Source organism: Janthinobacterium sp. JF4 (assembly GCF_059617925.1).
In genome coordinates, this window is sequence record NZ_JCAQAV010000003.1 from 101,998 (window position 1) to 121,944 (window position 19,947).

The 19,947-nt window shown below is 65.2% G+C and carries 16 protein-coding genes; 9 read left to right on the forward strand and 7 right to left on the reverse strand.

The window, feature by feature from the left end; genetic code table 11:
* Position 1: 1 nt before the first annotated feature.
* From AC54AF_RS04175 to AC54AF_RS04185, 3 genes are all read right to left on the reverse strand, one after another.
* Complete coding sequence (locus tag AC54AF_RS04175; RefSeq protein ID WP_496635507.1) at positions 2-2,821, reverse strand: M16 family metallopeptidase; 2,820 nt, start codon at positions 2,819-2,821, stop codon at positions 2-4.
* A 77-nt stretch (positions 2,822-2,898) separates the two neighbouring features.
* Positions 2,899-3,252, reverse strand: a complete 354-nt coding sequence (traM, locus tag AC54AF_RS04180; protein WP_496635508.1) for a conjugal transfer transcriptional regulator TraM — start codon at positions 3,250-3,252, stop codon at positions 2,899-2,901.
* Positions 3,253-3,981 carry a hypothetical protein gene (locus AC54AF_RS04185; RefSeq protein WP_131685666.1) on the reverse strand — a complete coding sequence of 243 codons (729 nt, stop codon included), beginning with the start codon at positions 3,979-3,981 and terminating at the stop codon, positions 3,253-3,255.
* A gap of 213 nt (positions 3,982-4,194) precedes the next feature.
* Between AC54AF_RS04185 and AC54AF_RS04190 the strand changes: the two genes are divergently transcribed.
* On the forward strand, positions 4,195-5,967 hold the full coding sequence (locus AC54AF_RS04190) for a GGDEF domain-containing protein (RefSeq protein WP_496635509.1): 1,773 nt from the start codon (positions 4,195-4,197) through the stop codon (positions 5,965-5,967).
* On the opposite strand, the gene AC54AF_RS04195 is transcribed toward AC54AF_RS04190, so the two are convergent.
* Positions 5,957-6,439 (reverse strand): CinA family protein, encoded by a 483-nt coding sequence (locus tag AC54AF_RS04195; RefSeq protein WP_496635510.1) that lies wholly within the window; start codon positions 6,437-6,439, stop codon positions 5,957-5,959. The genes AC54AF_RS04190 and AC54AF_RS04195 overlap by 11 nt on opposite strands.
* A 224-nt stretch (positions 6,440-6,663) precedes the next feature.
* On the opposite strand from AC54AF_RS04195, the gene AC54AF_RS04200 reads away from it, so the two are divergent.
* From AC54AF_RS04200 to AC54AF_RS04210, 3 genes are read left to right on the forward strand one after another with little or no spacing between them, the layout of a single operon-like run.
* Positions 6,664-7,281: a TOL_0243 family YfiR-like periplasmic protein gene (locus tag AC54AF_RS04200; RefSeq protein ID WP_496635511.1), complete on the forward strand. Its 618-nt coding sequence runs from the start codon at positions 6,664-6,666 to the stop codon at positions 7,279-7,281.
* Positions 7,282-7,283: 2 nt separating this feature from the next.
* The gene (locus tag AC54AF_RS04205; RefSeq protein WP_496635512.1) at positions 7,284-9,314 is read left to right on the forward strand and encodes a sensor histidine kinase, YfiR-like protein-associated; all 2,031 of its coding nucleotides are present in this window, start codon (positions 7,284-7,286) and stop codon (positions 9,312-9,314) included.
* Complete coding sequence (locus AC54AF_RS04210; RefSeq protein WP_496635513.1) at positions 9,311-11,899, forward strand: EAL domain-containing protein; 2,589 nt, start codon at positions 9,311-9,313, stop codon at positions 11,897-11,899. The genes AC54AF_RS04205 and AC54AF_RS04210 overlap by 4 nt, the downstream gene beginning before the upstream one ends.
* A 3-nt stretch (positions 11,900-11,902) precedes the next feature.
* Here the strand turns inward: AC54AF_RS04210 and thiL are convergent, their stop codons facing one another.
* Positions 11,903-12,883 carry a thiamine-phosphate kinase gene (gene thiL, locus AC54AF_RS04215; RefSeq protein ID WP_496635514.1) on the reverse strand — a complete coding sequence of 327 codons (981 nt, stop codon included), beginning with the start codon at positions 12,881-12,883 and terminating at the stop codon, positions 11,903-11,905.
* Positions 12,884-12,972: 89 nt separating this feature from the next.
* Here thiL and AC54AF_RS04220 point away from each other — a divergent pair, with 89 nt between their 5' ends.
* On the forward strand, positions 12,973-13,578 hold the full coding sequence (locus tag AC54AF_RS04220; protein ID WP_496635515.1) for a hypothetical protein: 606 nt from the start codon (positions 12,973-12,975) through the stop codon (positions 13,576-13,578).
* Positions 13,579-13,584: 6 nt separating this feature from the next.
* Here AC54AF_RS04220 and AC54AF_RS04225 read toward each other — a convergent pair whose 3' ends face one another.
* Positions 13,585-14,106 (reverse strand): MarR family winged helix-turn-helix transcriptional regulator, encoded by a 522-nt coding sequence (locus AC54AF_RS04225; protein WP_496635516.1) that lies wholly within the window; start codon positions 14,104-14,106, stop codon positions 13,585-13,587.
* A gap of 121 nt (positions 14,107-14,227) precedes the next feature.
* Between AC54AF_RS04225 and AC54AF_RS04230 the strand changes: the two genes are divergently transcribed.
* The 4 genes from AC54AF_RS04230 to AC54AF_RS04245 all read left to right on the forward strand — a co-directional run bounded on the left by AC54AF_RS04230 (position 14,228) and on the right by AC54AF_RS04245 (position 18,918).
* A complete protein-coding gene (locus tag AC54AF_RS04230) occupies positions 14,228-15,421 on the forward strand; it encodes an MFS transporter (protein ID WP_496635517.1) in 1,194 nt (397 codons plus the stop codon).
* Between the two features lies 1 nt (position 15,422).
* On the forward strand, positions 15,423-16,055 hold the full coding sequence (locus AC54AF_RS04235; RefSeq protein WP_496635518.1) for an SMI1/KNR4 family protein: 633 nt from the start codon (positions 15,423-15,425) through the stop codon (positions 16,053-16,055).
* Entirely contained in the window at positions 16,048-16,401 is a 354-nt protein-coding gene (locus AC54AF_RS04240; RefSeq protein ID WP_496635519.1) for a hypothetical protein, read from the forward strand. The genes AC54AF_RS04235 and AC54AF_RS04240 overlap by 8 nt, the downstream gene beginning before the upstream one ends.
* A gap of 198 nt (positions 16,402-16,599) precedes the next feature.
* The gene (locus AC54AF_RS04245) at positions 16,600-18,918 is read left to right on the forward strand and encodes an NADP-dependent malic enzyme (protein ID WP_496635520.1); all 2,319 of its coding nucleotides are present in this window, start codon (positions 16,600-16,602) and stop codon (positions 18,916-18,918) included.
* A 58-nt stretch (positions 18,919-18,976) separates the two neighbouring features.
* On the opposite strand, the gene AC54AF_RS04250 is transcribed toward AC54AF_RS04245, so the two are convergent.
* On the reverse strand, positions 18,977-19,813 hold the full coding sequence (locus tag AC54AF_RS04250; RefSeq protein WP_496635521.1) for a universal stress protein: 837 nt from the start codon (positions 19,811-19,813) through the stop codon (positions 18,977-18,979).
* Positions 19,814-19,947 lie beyond the last annotated feature (134 nt).

The following is a 19,947-nucleotide window of genomic DNA, read 5'->3' on the forward strand; positions in this document are numbered from 1 at the left end:
ATTACTTGACGTTACCCTCCGCGTCGCGCAATTCCACCGGCGCCAGTGTCAGTTTGGATAGCTGCGGGGCGATCTTCGCCTTGTCGCCCACGCCGATGACGATCAGCTTTTCCGGCTGCAGGTATTTCTTTGCCACCTGCTGCACCTGCTTGTCCGTCACGCTGGCAAAGCGCTGCGGCAGGGTCGCGTAGTAGTCGAGGCCCAGGCCGTAGATATACGCGTTCGCCATGCTGGCGCTGATGCTGGCATTCGTGTCGAACTGGCCCGGCAAGGACAGCACTTGCGAATTGCGCGCATTTGCCAGTTCTTGGCCAGCCAAGGGCTTGGCGATCATGGCGCGGATTTCCCTGACGGTTTCCGACACGGCCGGGCCCGTCACATCGGTGCGCACGCTGGCGGCAATCGAGAACGGTCCAGGCTGATTGCGGTACTGGAATTGCGAGCGCACGCCATACGTATAGCCCTTTTCTTCGCGCAAGTTGGTGTTCAGGCGGCTGGTAAACAAGCCGCCCAGCGCTGCATTCATCACTTGCAGCGGCGCGTAATCGGGCGTGGCGCGCGGCACGGCGATGACGGACAGGCGCACGGCCGTTTGCGGCGCGCCCGGCTTGTCGACCAAAATCAGTTTGGCCTTCGTCGTCTGCGGTACGGCGGCCACGGCCGGCGCCACCGCGCCCGCCTTCCAGCTGCCGAACTTGGCTTCGGCCAGCGCCTTCAATTGCGCTTCGCCGATATCGCCCGAGACGATCAGGGCCGCATTGTTCGGCAGGTAATGTTGCTGCCAGAAACCTTGCAGGTCGGCGCGGCTGGCCGCTTTCAGGGCCGCTTCCGTGCCCAGCTGGATGTAGCCATACGGATGCTGCGGGCCATACAGGGCCGCCGCTTCTACCCGCGCGGCCACGGCGCCCGCGTTTTCGCGCTGCTGCGCCAGCTGGCCGATGCGGCTGGCACGCTGGCGCTCCACCTCTTCTTGCGGGAATTGCGGGTGCAGCACCACGTCGGCCAGCACGTCGAGCGCTTGCGGGAACGTGGCTTTGAGCGACGTCAGCTGGGCGAACGAGGCATCCGTGTTGGAGCCGGTGCTCAGCAGCGCGCCCAGCTGCGCCACGTCGTCGGCGATTTGCGGCGCGCTGCGCGTATTGGTGCCTTCCTGCAGCAATTGCGCCGTAAAGCTCGACAAGCCCGGCTGCGCCAGCGGATTGGCGCCCGAGCCGCTCTTGATGACCAGCTGGCTGGCCACGAGCGGCACAGCCCCGTTGTAGTGGTGGATCACGGTCAGGCCGTTCGCCAGGGTGAACGACTTTCCTTGCGGAAGCACGATTTTTGGCGCGGGACCGGCCTTCGGCACGGCATTGCGCCATGGCTCGTCCGCATTGATGGCCGTGCCTGGCGCAGGCTTGACCTTGCCTGGCGCCGGCGTCGGCACTTCCGCGCCCAGGTCCGGCGTGCCCGGTACGCCGTAGACGACGACGCGCGACTGGTTCTTCAGATAGGTATCCACGGCGCGCTGCACGCCGGCCGCCGTCACCTGGCGGTAGCGCTCGATATCCTTGGCCAGGTAGCCGGGGTCGCCCACGTACTGGTTGTATTCGTTGAGCAAGTTGGCCACGCCGCGCCCGCCCATTTTTTCCACCTGGCTCAGCATATTGGTTTCGATGCTGTTGCGCGCCCGCTCCAGTTCCTTCTCGGTGGGGCCCTTGGCGCGTAATTGCTCCAGTTCCGCCTGCAGGGCTTGCTCGATTTCCTCGGGCTGGTGGCCCGGGCGCGCCGTCGCGTCGATGGTGAAGATGGAGGTGAGGGCGTTCGAGCCCTGGCTGGCGCCCACGTCCTGGGCGATCTGCTTGTCGTACACGAGGGATTTGTATAAACGGCTGGACTTGCCGCCGGCCAGGATGTGCGCGGCCATCGACAGTTCCGCGTCATCCCTGGTGTAGGCGGACGGCGTCAGCCAGGCCATGAAGACGCGCGGCAATTCGACCCGGTCCTGAACCACGATGCGGCGTTCCTGCGTGATGGGCGGCGTCACGACATCGGGTTTCGGCACGGCCGGGCCGCTCTTGAAGCTGCCGAAGTATTTGTTGACCAGTTCCCTGGTCTTCGCCTTGTCGATATCGCCGGCGATCACCAGGCTGGCGTTGTTGGGGCCATAATATTTGGTAAAAAATTCCTTGATGTCGGCCAGTTTCGCGTTCTGGATGTCCGCGTGCGAACCGATGACGCTGGCGTAATACGGGTGGGTCTTGGGAAACAGCTGGTGGTACAGGGCTTCCTGCACGATGCCGTACGGTGCATTCTCCACGCTCTGGCGGCGCTCGTTGCGCACCACGTCCTGCTGGTTCGTCAGCGCCGTCTGGTCGAGCACGTCCAGCAGGTAGCCCATGCGGTCGGAATGCGTCCACAGGGCCAGTTCCAGCTGGTTCGACGGCACCGTGTCGAAGTAATTGGTGCGGTCGAAATCCGTGCTGCCGTTCGAATCGGTGGCGCCCGCGCCTTCGAGCAACTGGTCGGCCATGCCGCGCGGCACGTGCTTGGTGGCGGCAAACATCATGTGCTCGAACAAATGCGCAAAGCCCGTCAATCCCGGCGCTTCATTCGCGGGACCCACGTGGTACCAGATATTGACGGCCGTGACGGGCAGCTTATGGTCTTCCACGAGAATGACGTCGAGGCCATTCGGCAAGGTGTATTTTTCGTAGGCGATGTTCGGCACGGACGTCGCGCCCGTCCTGACGGCCGCATCGGCGGCGTGGGCGAGAGTGAGCGGGGCGGCGTACAGCGACAGCAGCAGAGCGGGGAGGGCCAGCAGTTTGATCGGTTTCATGCATGCTTCCAGGGTAGGTGGAGAAGACGCTGCGGCTCGCTCGTGGCTGGCGCAGCGCGACGGTGCTACGGTCGGTGCTACAGTGTATACAGCAGGGCCGCGCCGCCCAGCACCAGCAGCGCGCTGGCGATGGAGACGATGGCGGCCGCGCCCAGCAGGCGCCATTCGCGTGGAGAAAACCAAGGGACGGACAAGGGCGCTTCCGGTACAGGCTGGGCCATGGCTGCCGCCGGCAGCGCCGGCAAGCCGCCCGCCGCGCGCGCCTGCGCCGCCAGCGCCTGCGTGGCGGCGTCCAGCAGGGCCAGCTGACGCTCGACGGTTTCCGCCAGCACCGCTTCGTTCAGCGCCACGAGGGCGAATATCGGGTCATCGACGTCGATCTTGATGCCGGTCTTGTCAAATACGTGGCTGCGCAGTTTGTGCGGGTCCATCTACCACTGCACCTTGTCGAGCTGTTCGAAGATGTCGCGGTAGACGACCTTGATGCGCTGCTTTTCCATGATGTTGAACTTGTCGTTCTGCAGCACTTCCTGCATCGTCAGGCGCGCCGTGTTCATTTTCTTGACGTCGGCGCCGAAGGTGTCGGGATTGCGCTGGCTCAAGGTAATGCTGCCTTTGACGCGCGCGCGGTTGTCGGCATACGACTGCGAGTCGACGAACTGCTTGCCGGACGCCGATTGCAGCAGGCCGAAGTGTTCGTTTTGCCACAGCACCAGCGGCACGGTCGTCGATTGGGCCGTCGCCACAAAGCCCGTGGCCGTGTCGTGCAAGGTATCGCCGCCACCGACGATGGTGTGGATGTAGACTTTGCGGCCCGATTCTTCCAGCAGCGAAAAACAGTCGTTTTCCAGCAGGTAGCCCATCAGCGGCGAAAACGTGTTCGCGCCATTGTCGACCACGCAGTTGCCGTCCGTGTCGAGGATGTCGATCATCAGCGCGTCGAAGCGTTTCGGGTCGATGTTGCGCGCATCCGTCATCACGGGCACGTGCTTGACGTTCATCGCCTTGTAGCGCGAAAAGGTGGCGTTTTCCTGATCGGTGTCATAGCAGCGCAAAGGCGTGTCGTCCTTGCCGCCTATCCACTGGGCCAGCAGGGTCGAGACGAGGGTCTTGCCGATGCCGCCCTTGCCCTGCAGGATGAAATGTACCGTGTTTTGCATTGCGACTACTCCAAGTTGTTGCGTCAGTGACAATCAAAGATCCGTGACGGCGGCGCAGGCGCCCGGCCAGGCCACGACTGGCATTTTTACCACAATCCTTTGCAAATATGCCATGTGGAACAGCGAATCTGGTTATGATGTTAATCAGGATACCATTGATACAGAGCAAGTTTTGTGTGAAAAATTCCACCCCAGAGTGTGAACGAGGATGCAGTGCCCATCTCCAGTCTCGACAAAGCCGACATTGACCGTCTGAATCAGCAAGCCCTGTCTTGCCTGGTCGGCAACCGCCGCCAGGCGCGCCGGCTGGCGCAGATGGCGCTGGCGGCAGCGCAACGACAACAGTATGCGCGCGGCGGCGCGTATGCGGAACTCAATCATTGCTGGCTGGCGTATTACGCGGGCGAGGCCGCACCATCGTGCCAGCGCCTGGGCGCGTATTTCCAGCACAGCGGCGACCTGGAAGGAGGCATGGAAGTGGCCGCCCTGCAGGGCGCGTATGCGAGCCGGCGCGGTGATTTTGCCGATGCCGAGCAGCATTTCCTAAAGGCGCGCAGCCAGGCCGCGCAGATCCCCGACTCGCTGCACAAGTTCATGCTGTACGCGCGCCTGGGCGTCGATGCCCTGAACCGTGGCGATACGCAGGACGGCCCGCGCAATTTCCTGCTGGCGCTCGACATCGCCGAGCGCTTCGGCAGCCCCGCGCACCGGGTCAACAGCCTGTCGAACCTGGCGTCGTCGCAGCATGACCTGGGCAACGACGAAGACGCGATCCCCCTGCTGGTCGAGGCGCTCGAGATCATCGGCACGCAAAAACTGAAGTACCAGCAAACCATCGTTTCGGCCAACCTGGCCATGTGTCTATTAGCCACGGGCAAGCCTGCCGAGGCGCTGGCGCTGGTGGAGCCGTTTTACGAGTGGCCGGAAGAAGACCTGGCCGTGCGCGCCTTCCTGTTCTGCATCGCCGCCCACGCCGCCATCCTGCTGCGCCAGCCCGAGAGCGCCTTGCAACTGCTGTTGCGGGCTGAAGAATATGCGCGCCGCGGCCAGGACCTGGAAGAGCAGATGCATGCGTGGCTGGTGCGCGGCAAGCTGGACCTGCACGCGGGCCAGACGGCGCAGGCGCTGGCGTCCCTGACGCAGGCGCACAGCCTGTTGAGCTGGACGCGCAATCCGTTTCACCAGCAGCAGATCTTGCGCGGCTTGTCCGATATCAATGCCCAGCTGGGAGAATGGCAGGCCGCGTATGGTTTCCTGCAGCAATACCAGGCCGCCTACGAGGCCAGCAGCAAGTCGGCGCGCGCCTCGCGCAGCCTGATGCGCAACCTGGAAAAGGAAATGCACAGCCTGAAAGCCGAGCGCGACAAGGCGCTGGAACTGCAGGCGGCGCGCGAATCGGAAAACGTCAAGCTCGAGCACCTGAACCGCGAACTGGCGCACCAGATCCTGCATGTCAATTCCCTGCAGGACAGCCTGAAGGAACAGGCCATGCGCGACCACCTGACAGGCCTGTACAACCGCCGCCATTTTGAAACCTGCCTCAATGCCATCCTGCACGAAGCCGACGCGGATGCGCCCATGGCCCTCGCCATCATCGACCTGGATTTTTTCAAGCGCGTCAACGACACCTATGGGCATAATTTTGGCGATGAAGTGCTGATCCAGTTCGCGCGCCTGGTGGAGGGCCAGCTGCGCGGCAGCGACATGGTGTGCCGTTATGGCGGCGAGGAATTCTGCCTGCTGTTGCGCGAAGCAGACAGCCTCATCGCCGCGCACAAGATCGACGATATCGCCGCGCGCTACCGCCAGTTGCTGATCCGGCAGGCGCCGCACAGCCTGTCCGGCTGCACCTTTTCGGCCGGCATCGCCGAATATCCGCGCCATGGCGCAGGCCGCCACGAATTGCTGATGCGCGCCGACAGCGCCCTGTACGCGGCCAAGCAGGCGGGGCGCGACCGCGCCTGCATCGCCGACGCTACTGGATAAAGCGCAGCAGTTCGCGCAGGGCGTGCGCCACGGCCTGCTCGCGCACGGCCTGGCGGTCGCCCGCAAACACCAGCCGCTGCGTCTGTACGTGCCCGTGCAAGGCCCAGCCGAAGCAGACGGTGCCGACGGGCTTGCCCGGCACGCCGCCCGTGGGGCCGGCGATGCCCGTGGTCGAGACGGTCACCTGGGCTTCGCTGTGGGCCAGGGCGCCCTGCGCCATGGCGGCGGCCACTTCCTCACTGACGGCGCCGTGGGCGGTGATCAGCTCGGCGGGCACGCCCAGCATGCCGGTCTTGGCCCCGTTGGAATAGGTGACGAACCCCCGTTCGAACCAGGCGCTCGAGCCTGAAATATCCGTGACGGCCTGCGCCACGCCGCCGCCCGTGCACGATTCGGCCGTGGCCAGCAGCAAGCCCTTCGCCTGCAAGGCCAGGCCGAGCGCGGTGGAGAGGGGGACGAGTTCGTTGCTCATGGTTGACTCCTGCATGCGGTGAAAATGGTGGCAAGACTGTAGCATGGCCAACGGTAAAAGAAACTTTCCCCGGTCACAGCGAAAATGCGTACACTCTTTTATACATTTGCTACCACTTCGGGCCGGCAGGCGCTCTGTCGCTGCGCCACCCTGGTGCGCATCGCCCGAACCGGCAAGCGGCATGGTGCCGCGCCTTCGTATTGCAATATCTTTACTCGGTTGTCATGGCAATTCTGAACTGGACCTGGTGGCGTCATCCTGGCCCCCTGCGCCGCCCCGCGCGCGGCGCTGCCCGCCGCTCTCTCCACTGGGAGTGGCTATTGCTGCTCCTGGGCGTGCTGTGTATCGATGCGCGGGCGCAGGTGCCGGGGGAGCTGGAACGCCAGGTCAAGGCCGGGTATCTGTACAAGTTTGCCGGCTATGTCGAATGGCCCGACGGCAGCTTTGCCCGGCCCGACTCTCCGCTGGTGATCGGCGTGGCCGGCGCCGATGCGCTGGCCGAGCAGCTCGAACAGAGCGTGGCCGGGCATAGCGTCCACGGCCGCGCCGTGCAGGTGAAAAAAGTGCGCCGCGGCGAAGCGCTGGCCGGGCTGCACGTGCTGTACCTGGGGGCGCTGGAGAAAACGGCGCTGCAGGAAATGCTGGCCGCCAGCCGTGGCCTGGCGTTGCTGACGGTATCCGATTCGGATGAGGTCTACGCGATGGGCAGCATGATCAATTTTGTGATGGCCGACGACAAGGTGCGCTTCGACGTGGCCTTGAAGCCCGTGGCGCAGGCGCATATCCGCATCAGTGCGCGCATGCTGCTGGCCGCCTACCGCGTGCAGACGGGGGGCGCCTGACCATGATGCGACTGCGTTCCATCCGCCACAAGCTGATGTCGGTGGTCTTGCTGACCACCCTGGTGGCGCTCGTCATTTCGTTGGGCACCATCGTCGTCTACGACTTGCGCGCCTACCACCGCAACCTGGTGGCCGACATCAGTACCCAGGCCGAGCTGCTGGGGCACATGAGTTCGGCCGCGCTGGCCTTCGACGACGAGCGCCTGGCGCTGGAAAACCTCAACCTGATGCGCATCCGCCCGCGCGTGACGGCCGGCGCCCTGTACAAGGCCGATGGCAGCCTGTTCGCCAGCTACCGCGCGCATCAGCAGGTGGGCGAGCTGCCGGCGCAGGTGGGCGAGGAAGGCGTCAGCATCGCGGGAAAATCTGTCGAATTGTTCAAGCCCATCGTCGACAATGGCGAACTGCTGGGCACCGTGTATTTGCGCGCCGATTACGAGCTGGCCGGCCGCACGGCCGATTACCTGACCATCGCCCTGAGCGTGACCGTGCTGGCGCTGCTGGTGGCCTTGCTGCTGCTGCGCCGCCTCGATTTCGTCATCACGCAACCCATTCTCGATATCGCCGACGTGGCGCGTGAAGTGATCGAGACGGGCGACTATTCGCGCCGCGCGCGCAAGCTCAGCGTCGACGAAGTGGCGCAGCTGGTCGATTCCTTCAACAAGATGCTGGCCGAGATCGAGCTGCGCACGCAGGCACTGGAGCGCTCGAACGGCGAGCTGGCGCGCGAAGGCGAGCAGCGCACCGAGGCGCAGCAGGAAGTCATGCGTCTGAACCAGGAGCTGGAAGTGCGCGTGCACGAGCGCACGATGCAGCTGGAAATGACGAATGGCGAACTGGCCATGGCGATGGAAGAGGCGCGCAGCGCCAACTATGCCAAGTCGGCCTTCCTCTCGTCGATGAGCCATGAATTGCGCACGCCGCTCAACGCCATCCTGGGCTTCGCGCAAATCCTCAGTTCCGACCGCCTGCCATCGACCCTGGAGCAAAAGAAGGAGTTCGCCGGGCATATCCTGAAATCGGGGCGCCACCTGCTGACCCTGATCAATGAAATCCTCGACCTGGCGAAGGTGGAATCGGGCACCGTCAGCCTGTCGCTCGAACCCGTGGGCCTGGACGCCATCTTGCAGGAATGCCGCGACATGATCGCGCCGCTGGCCAGCCAGCGCCGCATCAGCATGACCTTTCCCGACACCTGTCCCCTGAACGTGCTGGCCGACCGCACGCGCCTCAAGCAGATCTTGTTGAACCTGCTGTCGAATGCGCTCAAGTACAACCGCGAGCAGGGGCAGGTGACCATCGCTTGCGCGCCGCAGGCCGGCGGCCGGGTGCGCATCAGCGTGCGCGACACGGGCGTGGGCCTCGACGGCGAACAGGTGGCGCTGCTGTTCCAGCCTTTCAACCGGCTGGGGCAGGAAGGCGGCACGGAAGAAGGCAGCGGCATCGGCCTGGTGGTCACCAAGCGCCTGGTGGAGCTGATGGATGGCAGCATCGGCGTGACCAGCGCGCCCGGCGAGGGCAGCACCTTCTGGATTGAGCTGCGCGTAGTCGATGCCTTGCCCGCGCCCGACCCGCTGGCCTTGCCACGGCCGGACCTGGCCGGCGCGCTGCTCGAGCACAGCGCCCCCGTGACCTTGCTGTATGTGGAAGACAATCCCGCCAACCTGACCCTGGTCGAGGAAATCGTGCGCTACTGCCCGCAATTGCAGCTGCTGACGGCAACGGATGGCCGCCTGGGCGTCGAGATGGCGCGCACGCACCTGCCGCAGCTGATCCTGATGGACATCAACCTGCCGCATGTGAACGGCACGGACGCGCTGAAACTGCTGCGCGCCGATCCGCGCACGGCGCACATTCCCGTCATCGCCCTGACGGCCAATGCCATGCCGGGCGACGTGGAGCGCAGCATGGCGCTGGGTTTCTACCGCTATCTGACCAAGCCGATCAACCTCGATGAATTTACCGAGGCGATCAACAGCACCCTGGCCTATGTGGCGCAGCAGCGCCGGCAGAAGGGAACGGGCGCGCCATGATCAGCCAGGCCGATATCTATGCGGCGAAAGTTCTCATCGTCGACGACCAGGAAGTCAATCTGCGCCTGCTCGAGCACTTGCTGCAAAGCGGCGGCTACACGGCCATTGCCAGCACTCTCGACGCGCGCGCCGTGGCTGGCCTGCACCAGCGCCACCAGTTCGACCTGATCATCCTCGACCTGGTGATGCCCGGCATGAGCGGCTACGACGTGATGGATGCCTTGCGCCCGCTGGAACTGGAGGGCTACTTGCCCGTGCTGGTGATTGCCGCCGACCCCGACGCCAAGCTGGCGGCGCTGGAAGCGGGCGCGCGCGACTTCATCAGCAAGCCCTTCGACGCGCTCGAAGTGCTCACGCGCATCCGCAACATGCTCGAGGTGCGGCTGCTGCACCGCACCGCGCGCCACTACAACACCTTGCTCGAACGCACCGTGGGCCAGCGCACGGCCGAACTGCAGCGCTTTCGCGGCGCCATGGACGCCACCACCGACGCCATCTTCCTTGTCGACGTGCTGGGCATGGCCCTGGTCGACGTCAACGACGGCGCGTGCCGCCTGCTCGGTTATGCGCGCACCGAACTGCTGGCGCTGGCGCCCGGTACCTTGCTGCCGTCGCCGCCGGCCCCGCCGCTGGCCGCGCTGCCAGGCGGCCCGGCCCACCTGGCCACGGAAGTGACGGAATGCGAACTGGTGCGGCGCGACCTGAGCCTGGTGCCCGTGGAACTGGGCTGGCACTGGTATGCGCAGGCGCCCGTGGCGGGCGGCTATCCTGGCACCCCTGGCACGGGCGGCCTGCTGCTGATCGCCGTGGCGCGCGACATCAGCGAACGGCGCCAGGCGCAGGAGCGCCTGAAGCACCTGGCCCATTACGATGGCTTGACGGGGCTGCCGAACCGCAGCCTGTTTTACCAGACGCTGGCCCAGGCCGTCGAACTGGCGCAGGAAAAAAGCTGGCGCATCGTGGTGCTGTTCATCGCGCTGGACCGATTCAAAAGCATCAACGACACGCTGGGCGCGGCGCTGGGCGACGAACTGCTGCGCCAGTTCAGCAACCGCCTGGTCGAATGCGTGCGCCTGCGCGACACGGTGGGACGTCTGGGCAACGACGAATTTGCGCTGATACTCACCATGAGCCGCAACCAGCAGGAAGCCGTGGCGGTGGCCAACCAGGTGCGCGAAGCCCTGCGCGCGCCATTCGACTTGCGCGGCCACGCGGCCACCCTGACGGCCAGCATCGGCATCGCCATGTATCCGGACGACGCCACCGACCCGGAAACGCTCATCAAGTACGCGAATACGGCCATGGGCGGCGCCAAGCAGGCGGGCCGCGACGGCTACCGCTTTTTCACGGCCGGCATGAACGTGCAGGTGCTGGCGCGCCTGGACCTGGAACTGGCGCTGCGCCATGCGCTCGAACACGAGCAGTTCATCCTGTATTACCAGCCCAAGGTGGATTTGCGCACGGGCCGCATCAGCGGCGTCGAAGCGCTGCTGCGCTGGCGCCGCCCCGGCTACGGCCTGGTGGCGCCGGCCGAATTCGTGCCGGTACTGGAAGACACGGGCCTGATCGTGCGCGTGGGCGCCTGGGTGATCCAGGCCGCCTGCCGCCAGATCGCCGAGTGGCGCGACAGCGAAGTGGGGCCCGTGCACGTGGCCGTGAACGTGTCGAGCCGCCAGTTTGCCGAAGGCGACCTGGAAGGCGAGGTGACGCACGCGCTGGCGCAGCACAATGTGGCGCCCGAATTGCTGGAACTGGAGCTGACGGAAACGGCGCTGATGTCGAACGCCGAGCGCACCATCGTCGTGCTGGGAAAACTGAAGAAAATCGGCGTGAAGGTGGCCATCGACGATTTCGGCACCGGCTACTCGAGCCTGGCGTATCTGCAGCGCTTCCCCATCGACAAGCTCAAAATCGACATCGCCTTCGTGCGCAACATCACCAGCAACCCGAACGACGCAGCCATCGCGCTGGCCATCGTCAGCATGGCGCACAGCCTGAAACTGAGCGTGGTGGCCGAGGGCGTGGAGTCGCGCCCGCAGCTCGAATACCTGCGGCGCAACCGCTGCGACGAAATCCAGGGCTTTTATTTCAGCCGCGCCCTGCCGGCGCTGGAACTGGGGCAGATGATCGTCGCCGGCGCCGGCCTGCCGCCCGGCCACGACCCGGCCGCCCAGCCGGCGCAGACGCTGCTCATCGTCGACGACGACGTCAACGTGCTGTCGTCGCTGCACCGCCTGTTCCGCCCCGAGGGCTATCACATCCTCACGGCCAGCACGCCGGCCGAAGGGTTTGAAATGCTGGCCCTGCACAGGGTCCACGTCATCGTCTGCGACCAGCGCATGCCCAGCATGAGCGGCACGGAATTCCTGAGCAAGGTGAAGGAGCTGTACCCGGAAACCATCCGCATCATCCTCTCCGGCTACACGGGCCTGGAAGCCGTGCTCGACTCGATCAACCGGGGCGCCATCTACCGTTTTTATACGAAACCGTGGGACGACACCCAGCTGCGCGACAACATCCGCCTGGCCTTCCAGCACTACTGGATGGTGAACCAGCCGGGACTGGCGCGGGTGGCGGTGCGGTAGACCTTACTCGCTGAAGTGGTCGAAAGAAGACAGCTGCAGATCGAGCGGCTGCCCGGCCGCATCCACCAGCCGCAAGCCCGCCTGCGGCTCGACGCTGCCCACGCGCGTGACGGGCGTGCCGCAGCTGGCCGCCAGGGCGGCGATGGCGTCGCGCGACGAGGATGGCGCCGTGAAGCACAGTTCATAGTCGTCGCCGCCGGCGGCCGTGTAGCGGCGGCGCAGGGCGATGTCTTGCTGCGCCAGCACGGGGCCGGCCGGCAGGGCGTCGACATCGAGCGTGGCGCCCACTTGCGACGCTTTCAATATATGACCGAGGTCTCCCACCAGCCCGTCCGAAATGTCGATGGCTGCATGCGCGAGGCCCGCTTCGGCCAGCGCGCAACCGAGCGCCACGCGCGGCGAGGGCGTGTGCATGCGCGCGCCTGCTATGACCAGGTCGGCTGGCGACAATTCCTGCTCCATGCGGTAACCGGCCAGCGCCAGGCGCGCGTCGCCCACGGTGCCGCTGACCCAGATGTCGTCGCCCGCCACGGCCGCGCTGCGGCGCAGGGCCTGGCCCGGCGCCAGTTCGCCAAACACGGTGATGCAGATATTCAAGGGGCCCTTGGTGGTGTCGCCGCCGATCAATTCGCAGCCGAAGGCGTCGGCCAGCGCAAACAGGCCTTCGGCAAAGCCGGCCAGCCAGGCGCGCTCCGCTTGCGGCAGCGCCAGGGCCAGGGTAAAGGCCACGGGGCGCGCGCCCATGGCGGCCAGGTCGGACAGGTTCACGGCCAGGCTTTTGTGACCGAGCATGCGGGCGTCGGCGCCGGCAAAGAAGTGGCGGCCTTCGACCAGCATGTCCGAGGAGATGGCGATCTGCTTGCCCGCACCGGGCGTCATCAGCGCGCAATCGTCGCCGATGCCCAGGGTGGCGCGGCCGGGGCGCTGGCGCACAAAATATTGTTTGATCAGGTCGAATTCGGAAAGCGCGTCGTGTGGGGCCATGGCGTAGTCTGTTCGTTGAGTGATGGTGTGGCCCGGCTATTATAGGCTGGCCTACAATACGGGTCTTTGCCACTGCCGAGCAACTTGCCATGCCCATTTTCGATATTCACGTACTTTTGCAATCCTGGCTCGACCATGGCTGGCTGCGCGACCCGCAAGCCGTCGGCCTGGCAAGCTTCGAGGCGCAGGAGCTGGCGGCGCGCGGCTTCGATGCCATCAGCGACGGCGGCCAGTTGTGCCTGTACGAAGATGCCCGTCTGTTCCGCAGGGGAAGGCGGCCCGTGCCAGCGTCGTTCAAGGTGTATCTGCAGCGTGGCCAGCTGGGCGCGAATGGCCTGGAACTAGGCTATCAGGTGCACCTGGCCGGTTTCCTGCGCGCCGCGCGGCGGCCCTTGCCGGCGTTTCGCGTGCTGCTGGAGCAGGGGGGCCGCAGTGGCGCCCTGCTGTTCGAAAATGGACTGGTGCTGCAGTTTGCCGCCAACTTGCGCGGCAAGCCCCGGCATTACTATCTGACCCTGGTCGAGGGGCACGTGCCCGACGCCCATCTTCCAGACCGCGACAGCGATATCGACCTGCGCGCGGCCAGCGCGCGCCATGTCCAGGCCATCTACGACAGCCGCGCCCCTGCCGAACTGCAGCGCCTGGCCCGGCGCGGCCATGCGGCGCTGCGCGAGCTGGCGCGCCTGCTTTCCTGACCTTTCTTAACTTTTCTTGGCCTGCGCCATGCCGTGCAGCAGCTTGGCCAGCAACTGGTCGAGCTGGCGCTGCTCGTCCGCGCTGAGCACCGACAGCATGGCGCGCTCGTTTTCCACGTGCAGCACCACCAATCTTTCAATCAGTTCCACTCCCTTGGGCGTCAGGGCCACCAGCACGCCGCGCCGGTCCGTCGGATGCTTCTGGCGTTCGATCAGGCCGGCCGCCTCCAGCCGGTCGATGCGGTTGGTCATGCCGCCCGAGGACAGCATGGCCGCCTCGTACAGGGCCGTCGGCGTCAGGCGGTAGGGCGCGCCCGAGCGGCGCAGGGTGGCCAGTACGTCGAATTCGCCCGGTTGCAAGCCGTGTTCGGCGAACAGTGGGTTGAGCCAGTCGCGCGCCATCAGTTGCGCCACCGTGCCCAGCTGGCCCGCCAGTTGCATGGCGCGCGTATCCATCTGCGGCAGCTCGCGCTGCCATTGGGCGGCGGCAAATTGCGCGCGCGTGTGTTCTTGCGGGGGAGTTGTCATAGGGCATCCATTTATCTTGACATCAAGATAGATTTCTATCTTTGTGTTAAGATACTTTTCATCGAGTCATATTTGATGACGCATTAAACCATGTGCCTCCCAGCGAGGCAAGGACTATCCCATGCCTACCGCACGACCTGCCGCTTCCCCTTCTTCTTCCGCTTCCTCGGCCCTGCTGGTGGCCGCCATCATCCTGCTGGGCCTGAACCTGCGCCCCATCCTGGCGGCCATCGGCCCCTTGCTTGACAGCATCCAGGCCAGCACGGGCCTCAGCAATACCGACGCGGGCTTGCTGACCACCGTGCCCGTGTTCGCCATGGGCCTGTGCGCGCTGGCCGGTGCGCAGCTGCAGCGCCGGCTGGGCGTGGCGCGCGGCATCGGCATCGGCATCGCCATCATCGCTGCCGCCTGCGCGCTGCGCTGGCCCTTGCATGGCAGCGGCGGCCTGATCGCCACGGCGGCCCTGGGCGGCCTGGGCATCGCGCTGGTGCAGGCGCTGCTGCCGGCTTTCATCAAGCGCCATTTCCCCGAGCGGGCAGGCCAGCTGATGGGGTTTTACACGACCGGCATCATGGGCGGTGCGGCCATTGCCGCCGCGTCCGCCTCGCCGCTGGCGCAGTCGCTGGGCTGGCAGGCGCTGCTGGCCCTGTGGGCGCTGCCCGCCGTGGCGGCTGCGCTGCTGTGGCGCCGCGCAGCCGCTTCGCGCGTGGACGTGGCCAGCGGCGCGGGCGCCAGTCTGCCCGTGGGCAGCCCCCGCGCCTGGCTGCTGATGGTGTTCTTTGGCATCGGCACGGGCGCGTACACCCTGGTGCTGGCCTGGCTACCGCCGTTTTATACGGAACTGGGCTGGAGTGCGGCCGACAGTGGCTTGCTGCTGGGCGGGTTGACCCTGGTGGAAGTGCTGGCGGGACTGGTGATTTCCAGCATCATCCACCGCTTTCCCGACCGCCGCATCCTGCTGCTGTCCGTCTTGCTGTCCGTGCTGGCCGGCCTGGCTTGCCTGATCGTCGCGCCCGCGCAACTGGCGCTCCCCGCCGTGATATTGCTGGGCTGTGGCATCGGCGCCCTGTTTCCCCTGTCGCTGATCGTCGGCATGGACCACGTGCGTGACCCGGCCGGTGCCGGCGCGCTGCTGGGATTCGTGCAGGGCGGCGGCTACATCATCGCCAGCAGCATGCCCTTCATCGCCGGCCTGATCCGCCAGCATTCATCCAGCCTGGCTCAGGCGTGGATGGTGATGGCCGCTGGCGTGGTGCTGCTGCTGCTGATCGCCGTGCGTTTCGCGCCTGGCGCGCGGCTGGTCCCGTCGCGTTAGCGTGCGCCTGCCGCGTGCCGGCAGCTGCTATATTTCGGCCATGAACATCGTCGACCACTATTTGACAGGATTGCGCCAGGCCTTGCCGCCGGAACCGCTGGCGGAGCTGGCCCTGGCCAGCGGCGCCAGCGCGGCGCAACTGGCCAGCCTGCGCCAAACGTATCCGCTGTGCCCGGACAGCCTGCTGCGCCTGCTGGGCCAGTACAACGGCACCTATTATCAGAAGTATGCGGGCGGCACGGTGCTGGTATACATGCTGGGCTCGGACGTGTTCGAGTATCCGTATTACCTGAGTTCCGTCGAGCGAATCCTCAAGGACGGGCAGGCGAACCAGCGCAGCATCGCCGACATCTACGGCCATTACCTGGACGACGATCCCGGCATCATCGACGCCCGCATCGACGCCGGCATCGAGCAGGGCCGGCGCCTGTGTTTTTCGCATTGCATGAACAATGGCGGCTCGTCGCGGCTGTATATCGATTTCACGCCCACGGCGTCCGGTACCTGCGGCCAGGTCGTGCGCTTCCTGCATGATCCCGATAGCTACCTGGTCATCGCCGACAGCTTCGACGCCTATCTGCAAATGCTGATCGATGACGACTATGCCTTCCTGACCGAGGATAACTTTGAATAGTCCGGCCGCGCCGCCGTCCCTGCTGCCGGCCAACCGCCGCATCGTGCTGTCCGGCGAGGATGCGCTGCGCATCCTGCGCGAGATCGAATTCCTGCTGCAGTCGCTGCATCACATCGGCCGCCATTATTATCCCGACGGCGACGATGACGGCGCCGATGCCGCGCGCCGCGCGCGGTATTGCGCGGAGACGACGCGTTTCATCGACGCGCAGCAAGCGACGACCCGCCTGGCGCGGATGCGCAGCATCCTGTCCGCGCCGTTCGACACGAGCCTGGGCACGGACGAGATGGACGATATCGAGCGCGCCGTCGCCGCGCTGCCGCCGTGGCGCGCTCCCGGCGACTGATCACAAAAACTAATTGAAATCTAAAATTTGATAGTTTTTGCTGTTCAGGACGTTTGTGCCGCCGGACGGCCTTACAATGCTAGGTTATGCGTTTTCGTGATATCAGACTGTGGCTAGCGGAAAATACCTAGCTAATTGAAAGAATCGGTCTGATAAAATCCGGAACACCCGATCGACCAAACAGGAAGGCAGCACAGCATGGATTCGTCATCTGATAAAAAAGAAGAATTGCGTCAACAATTGCGCTTGGCCGCACTCGAGTATCACGAGTGCCCGCGCCCCGGCAAAATCAGCGTGACGCCGACCAAACAACTGACCAACCAGCGCGACCTGGCACTGGCCTACTCGCCAGGCGTGGCGGCACCGTGCGAAGAAATCGTCATCGATCCGGCGAACGCCTATAAATATACGGCGCGCGGCAACCTGGTGGCCGTCATCACCAACGGCACGGCCGTGCTGGGACTGGGCAATATCGGCCCGCTGGCCGCCAAGCCGGTGATGGAAGGCAAGGGCGTGCTGTTCAAGAAGTTCGCCGGCATCGACGTCTTCGACATCGAAATCAACGAGATGGATCCCGATAAACTGGTCGACATCATCGCCTCGCTGGAGCCGACCTTCGGCGGCGTGAACCTGGAAGACATCAAGGCGCCCGAGTGCTTCTACATCGAGCGCCAGCTGCGCGACCGCATGAAGATTCCCGTCTTCCATGACGACCAGCACGGCACCGCCATCATCGTCGGCGCGGCCATCCTGAACGGCCTGAAAGCCGTCGGCAAGAAAATCGAGGACTGCAAGCTGGTCGTGTCGGGCGCGGGCGCCGCGGCGCTGGCCTGCCTGGACCTGATCGTCGATCTGGGCTTCCCTTTGAAAAACATCTACGTCACCGACCTGGCCGGCGTCGTCTACAAGGGCCGCACGGAACTGATGGACCCGGACAAGGAACGCTTCGCGCAAGACACGCCGCTGCGCACCCTGGGCGAGATCATCCCGGACGCCGACATTTTCCTCGGCGTCTCCGCCGGCGGCGTGCTCAAGCAAGACATGGTGCGCAAGATGGCGCCGAACCCGCTGATCCTGGCGCTGGCCAACCCGAATCCGGAAATCCTGCCGGAAGAAGTCAAGGCCGTGCGCAGCGACGCCATCATCGCCACGGGCCGTTCGGACTATCCGAACCAGGTCAACAACGTGCTGTGCTTCCCGTACATCTTCCGCGGCGCCCTCGATTGTGGCGCCACGACGATCACGCGCGAAATGGAAATCGCCGTGGTGCACGCGATCGCCGACCTGGCGCATGCCGAGCAGTCCGACATCGTGGCCACGACGTACGGCATCAGCAACCTGTCGTTCGGCCCTGAATACCTGATCCCGATGCCGTTCGATCCGCGTTTGCTGATCAAGATCGCGCCAGCGGTGGCCAAGGCGGCCGAAGATTCCGGCGTCGCCACGCGTCCGATCAAGGACTTGCAGGCGTACGCGGACAGCCTGCAGCAATTTGTCTACCGCAGCGGCACCTTCATGAAGCCGCTGTTCCTGATGGCCAAGTCCACGCCGGCCGAACTCAAACGCATCGTCTACGCCGAAGGCGAAGAAGAGCGCGTGCTGCGCGCCGTGCAAGTGGTGGTCGATGAAAAACTGGCGCGTCCCATCCTGGTGGGCCGCCCACCCGTGCTCGAAGCGCGCATCCAGAAGTTCGGCCTGCGCCTCAAGCAAGGCGTCGATTTCGACGTCATCAACCCGGACTTCGACGAGCGCTATCGCGATTACTGGAACACCTATTACGCGATGACCAGCCGCAAGGGCGTCACCGAGGAATACGCGAAGCTGGAAATGCGTCGCCGCCACACCCTGATCGGTTCGATGATGATCCACAAGGGCGACGCCGACGGCATGATCTGCGGCACCTTCGGCACGACCCAGTTGCACCTGAAATACATCGACCAGGTGCTGGGCAAGCGCGCCGGCAGCAATGTCTACGCCGCCATGAACGTCCTGATCATGCCGGAGCGCCAGCTGGTGATGGTCGACACGCACGTCAATGAAAACCCGGACGCCGAGCAATTGGCCGAGATCACCATCATGGCCGCCGAAGAGATGACCCGTTTCGGTTTGTCGCCGCGCGCGGCCCTGCTGTCGCACTCGAACTTCGGTTCCAGCGACAGCGCTTCGGCGCAAAAGATGCGCGCCGCGCTGGCCATCGTCAAGGAACGCGCGCCGGACCTGGAAATCGACGGCGAAATGCACGGCGATACGGCCCTCGACAGCAAGCTGCGCCAGAAAATCATGCCCAATTCGGCACTGAAGAACGACGCCAACCTGCTCGTCATGCCGAACATCGAATCGGCCAACATCGCCTACAACCTGGTGAAGACGGCCGCCGGCAACGGCATCGCCGTGGGCCCTATCCTGCTCGGCTGCGCCAAGCCCGTGCACATCCTGACGCCATCGGCCACCGTGCGCCGCATCGTCAACATGACGGCGCTGTGCGTCGTCGATGCCGTGGCACAGCGCAAAGCCTAAGGTTTTAGCTATCGCTTGAAAGCCGCGCCATCCGCAAGGGTGGCGCGGCTTTTTGACGTCAGTGCGCCATCAGCACCGGTACCGTCATCTGGCGCAGCACCGTTTCCGTCACGCCGCCCAGCAGGATTTCGCGGAAGCGCGCGTGGCCGTAGCCGCCCATCACCAGCAGGTCCGCATGCACTTCGGCGACCATGGCCAGCAGCGCCGCGCCGATGTCGCCCGTGGCGACGGCCGGGCGCACTTCGACGGGCACGCCATGGCGGCTCAGGTAGGCGGCGATGTCGGCGCCCGGGTGGCGGGCCGGCTGCGCGTGGCCGGCCGGCGGGTGCAGCAGGGCCAGCACCACCAGGCGCGCCGCGCGCAATAGGGGCAGGGCATGGCCGATGGCGCGCGTCGCCTCCATGCTGCCATCCCATGCCACCACGACGGTGTTGTCCAGTTGCGCGAATTGTCCGCTGCGCGGCACGATCAGCACGGGCCGGGCCGCGTTCAGCATCACGTAGGGCACCAGGTCGCTCATGGCGCCGGGCAGCGCCTCGCTGTCGTCGTGCTGGCTGAGCACCGTCAAGTCGCTGTAGCGGGCGCTGACGGCCATGCCGCCATCTGCATCGTCTTCGATCAGGCGCCGCTCGAGCGAGACGGCGCCGGCCTGGCGCGCCAGCGTTTCGAACTGGTCGAGCGCCTGTTCCGCCTGACCGTGCAGGGCCGAAATCTGCGCCGCCACGGCGCCGCCGCGCATGCCGCGGTTGTTTTCCAGGGTGAAGCGCGATACGCCCGTCATGGCGGCGCCGATCAGGTGCGCCTGGTGCGCGCGCGCCAGCCGCGCCGCGATGGCGATGCGCTGCGGCGCATGGCGCGACAGGTCGGCGTGGACGAGGATGGATTTGTAGGCCATGTTGTCACTCGGTAGTCGGGATATCAACAAGGCTAGAACGGCAACACGGGCAAGTCCAGCCTTGCCGTGTCAGACGGCGGTTTTCTTTTGTTGGACTTGATATGGGTCAAGAGGAGACACGCCATGGTCATTTG

Bases quoted from the DNA above. Each gene is read 5' to 3' on its own strand.
- AC54AF_RS04175 (WP_496635507.1), bottom strand. From the start codon at position 2,821: ATGAAACCGATCAAACTGCTGGCCCTCCCCGCTCTGCTGCTGTCGCTG.
- traM (WP_496635508.1), bottom strand. From the start codon at position 3,252: ATGGACCCGCACAAACTGCGCAGCCACGTATTTGACAAGACCGGCATC.
- AC54AF_RS04185 (WP_131685666.1), bottom strand. From the start codon at position 3,981: ATGCAAAACACGGTACATTTCATCCTGCAGGGCAAGGGCGGCATCGGC.
- AC54AF_RS04195 (WP_496635510.1), bottom strand. From the start codon at position 6,439: ATGAGCAACGAACTCGTCCCCCTCTCCACCGCGCTCGGCCTGGCCTTG.
- AC54AF_RS04200 (WP_496635511.1), top strand. From the start codon at position 6,664: ATGGCAATTCTGAACTGGACCTGGTGGCGTCATCCTGGCCCCCTGCGC.
- AC54AF_RS04205 (WP_496635512.1), top strand. From the start codon at position 7,284: ATGATGCGACTGCGTTCCATCCGCCACAAGCTGATGTCGGTGGTCTTG.
- AC54AF_RS04210 (WP_496635513.1), top strand. From the start codon at position 9,311: ATGATCAGCCAGGCCGATATCTATGCGGCGAAAGTTCTCATCGTCGAC.
- thiL (WP_496635514.1), bottom strand. From the start codon at position 12,883: ATGGCCCCACACGACGCGCTTTCCGAATTCGACCTGATCAAACAATAT.
- AC54AF_RS04220 (WP_496635515.1), top strand. From the start codon at position 12,973: ATGCCCATTTTCGATATTCACGTACTTTTGCAATCCTGGCTCGACCAT.
- AC54AF_RS04225 (WP_496635516.1), bottom strand. From the start codon at position 14,106: ATGACAACTCCCCCGCAAGAACACACGCGCGCGCAATTTGCCGCCGCC.
- AC54AF_RS04230 (WP_496635517.1), top strand. From the start codon at position 14,228: ATGCCTACCGCACGACCTGCCGCTTCCCCTTCTTCTTCCGCTTCCTCG.
- AC54AF_RS04245 (WP_496635520.1), top strand. From the start codon at position 16,600: ATGGATTCGTCATCTGATAAAAAAGAAGAATTGCGTCAACAATTGCGC.
- AC54AF_RS04250 (WP_496635521.1), bottom strand. From the start codon at position 19,813: ATGGCCTACAAATCCATCCTCGTCCACGCCGACCTGTCGCGCCATGCG.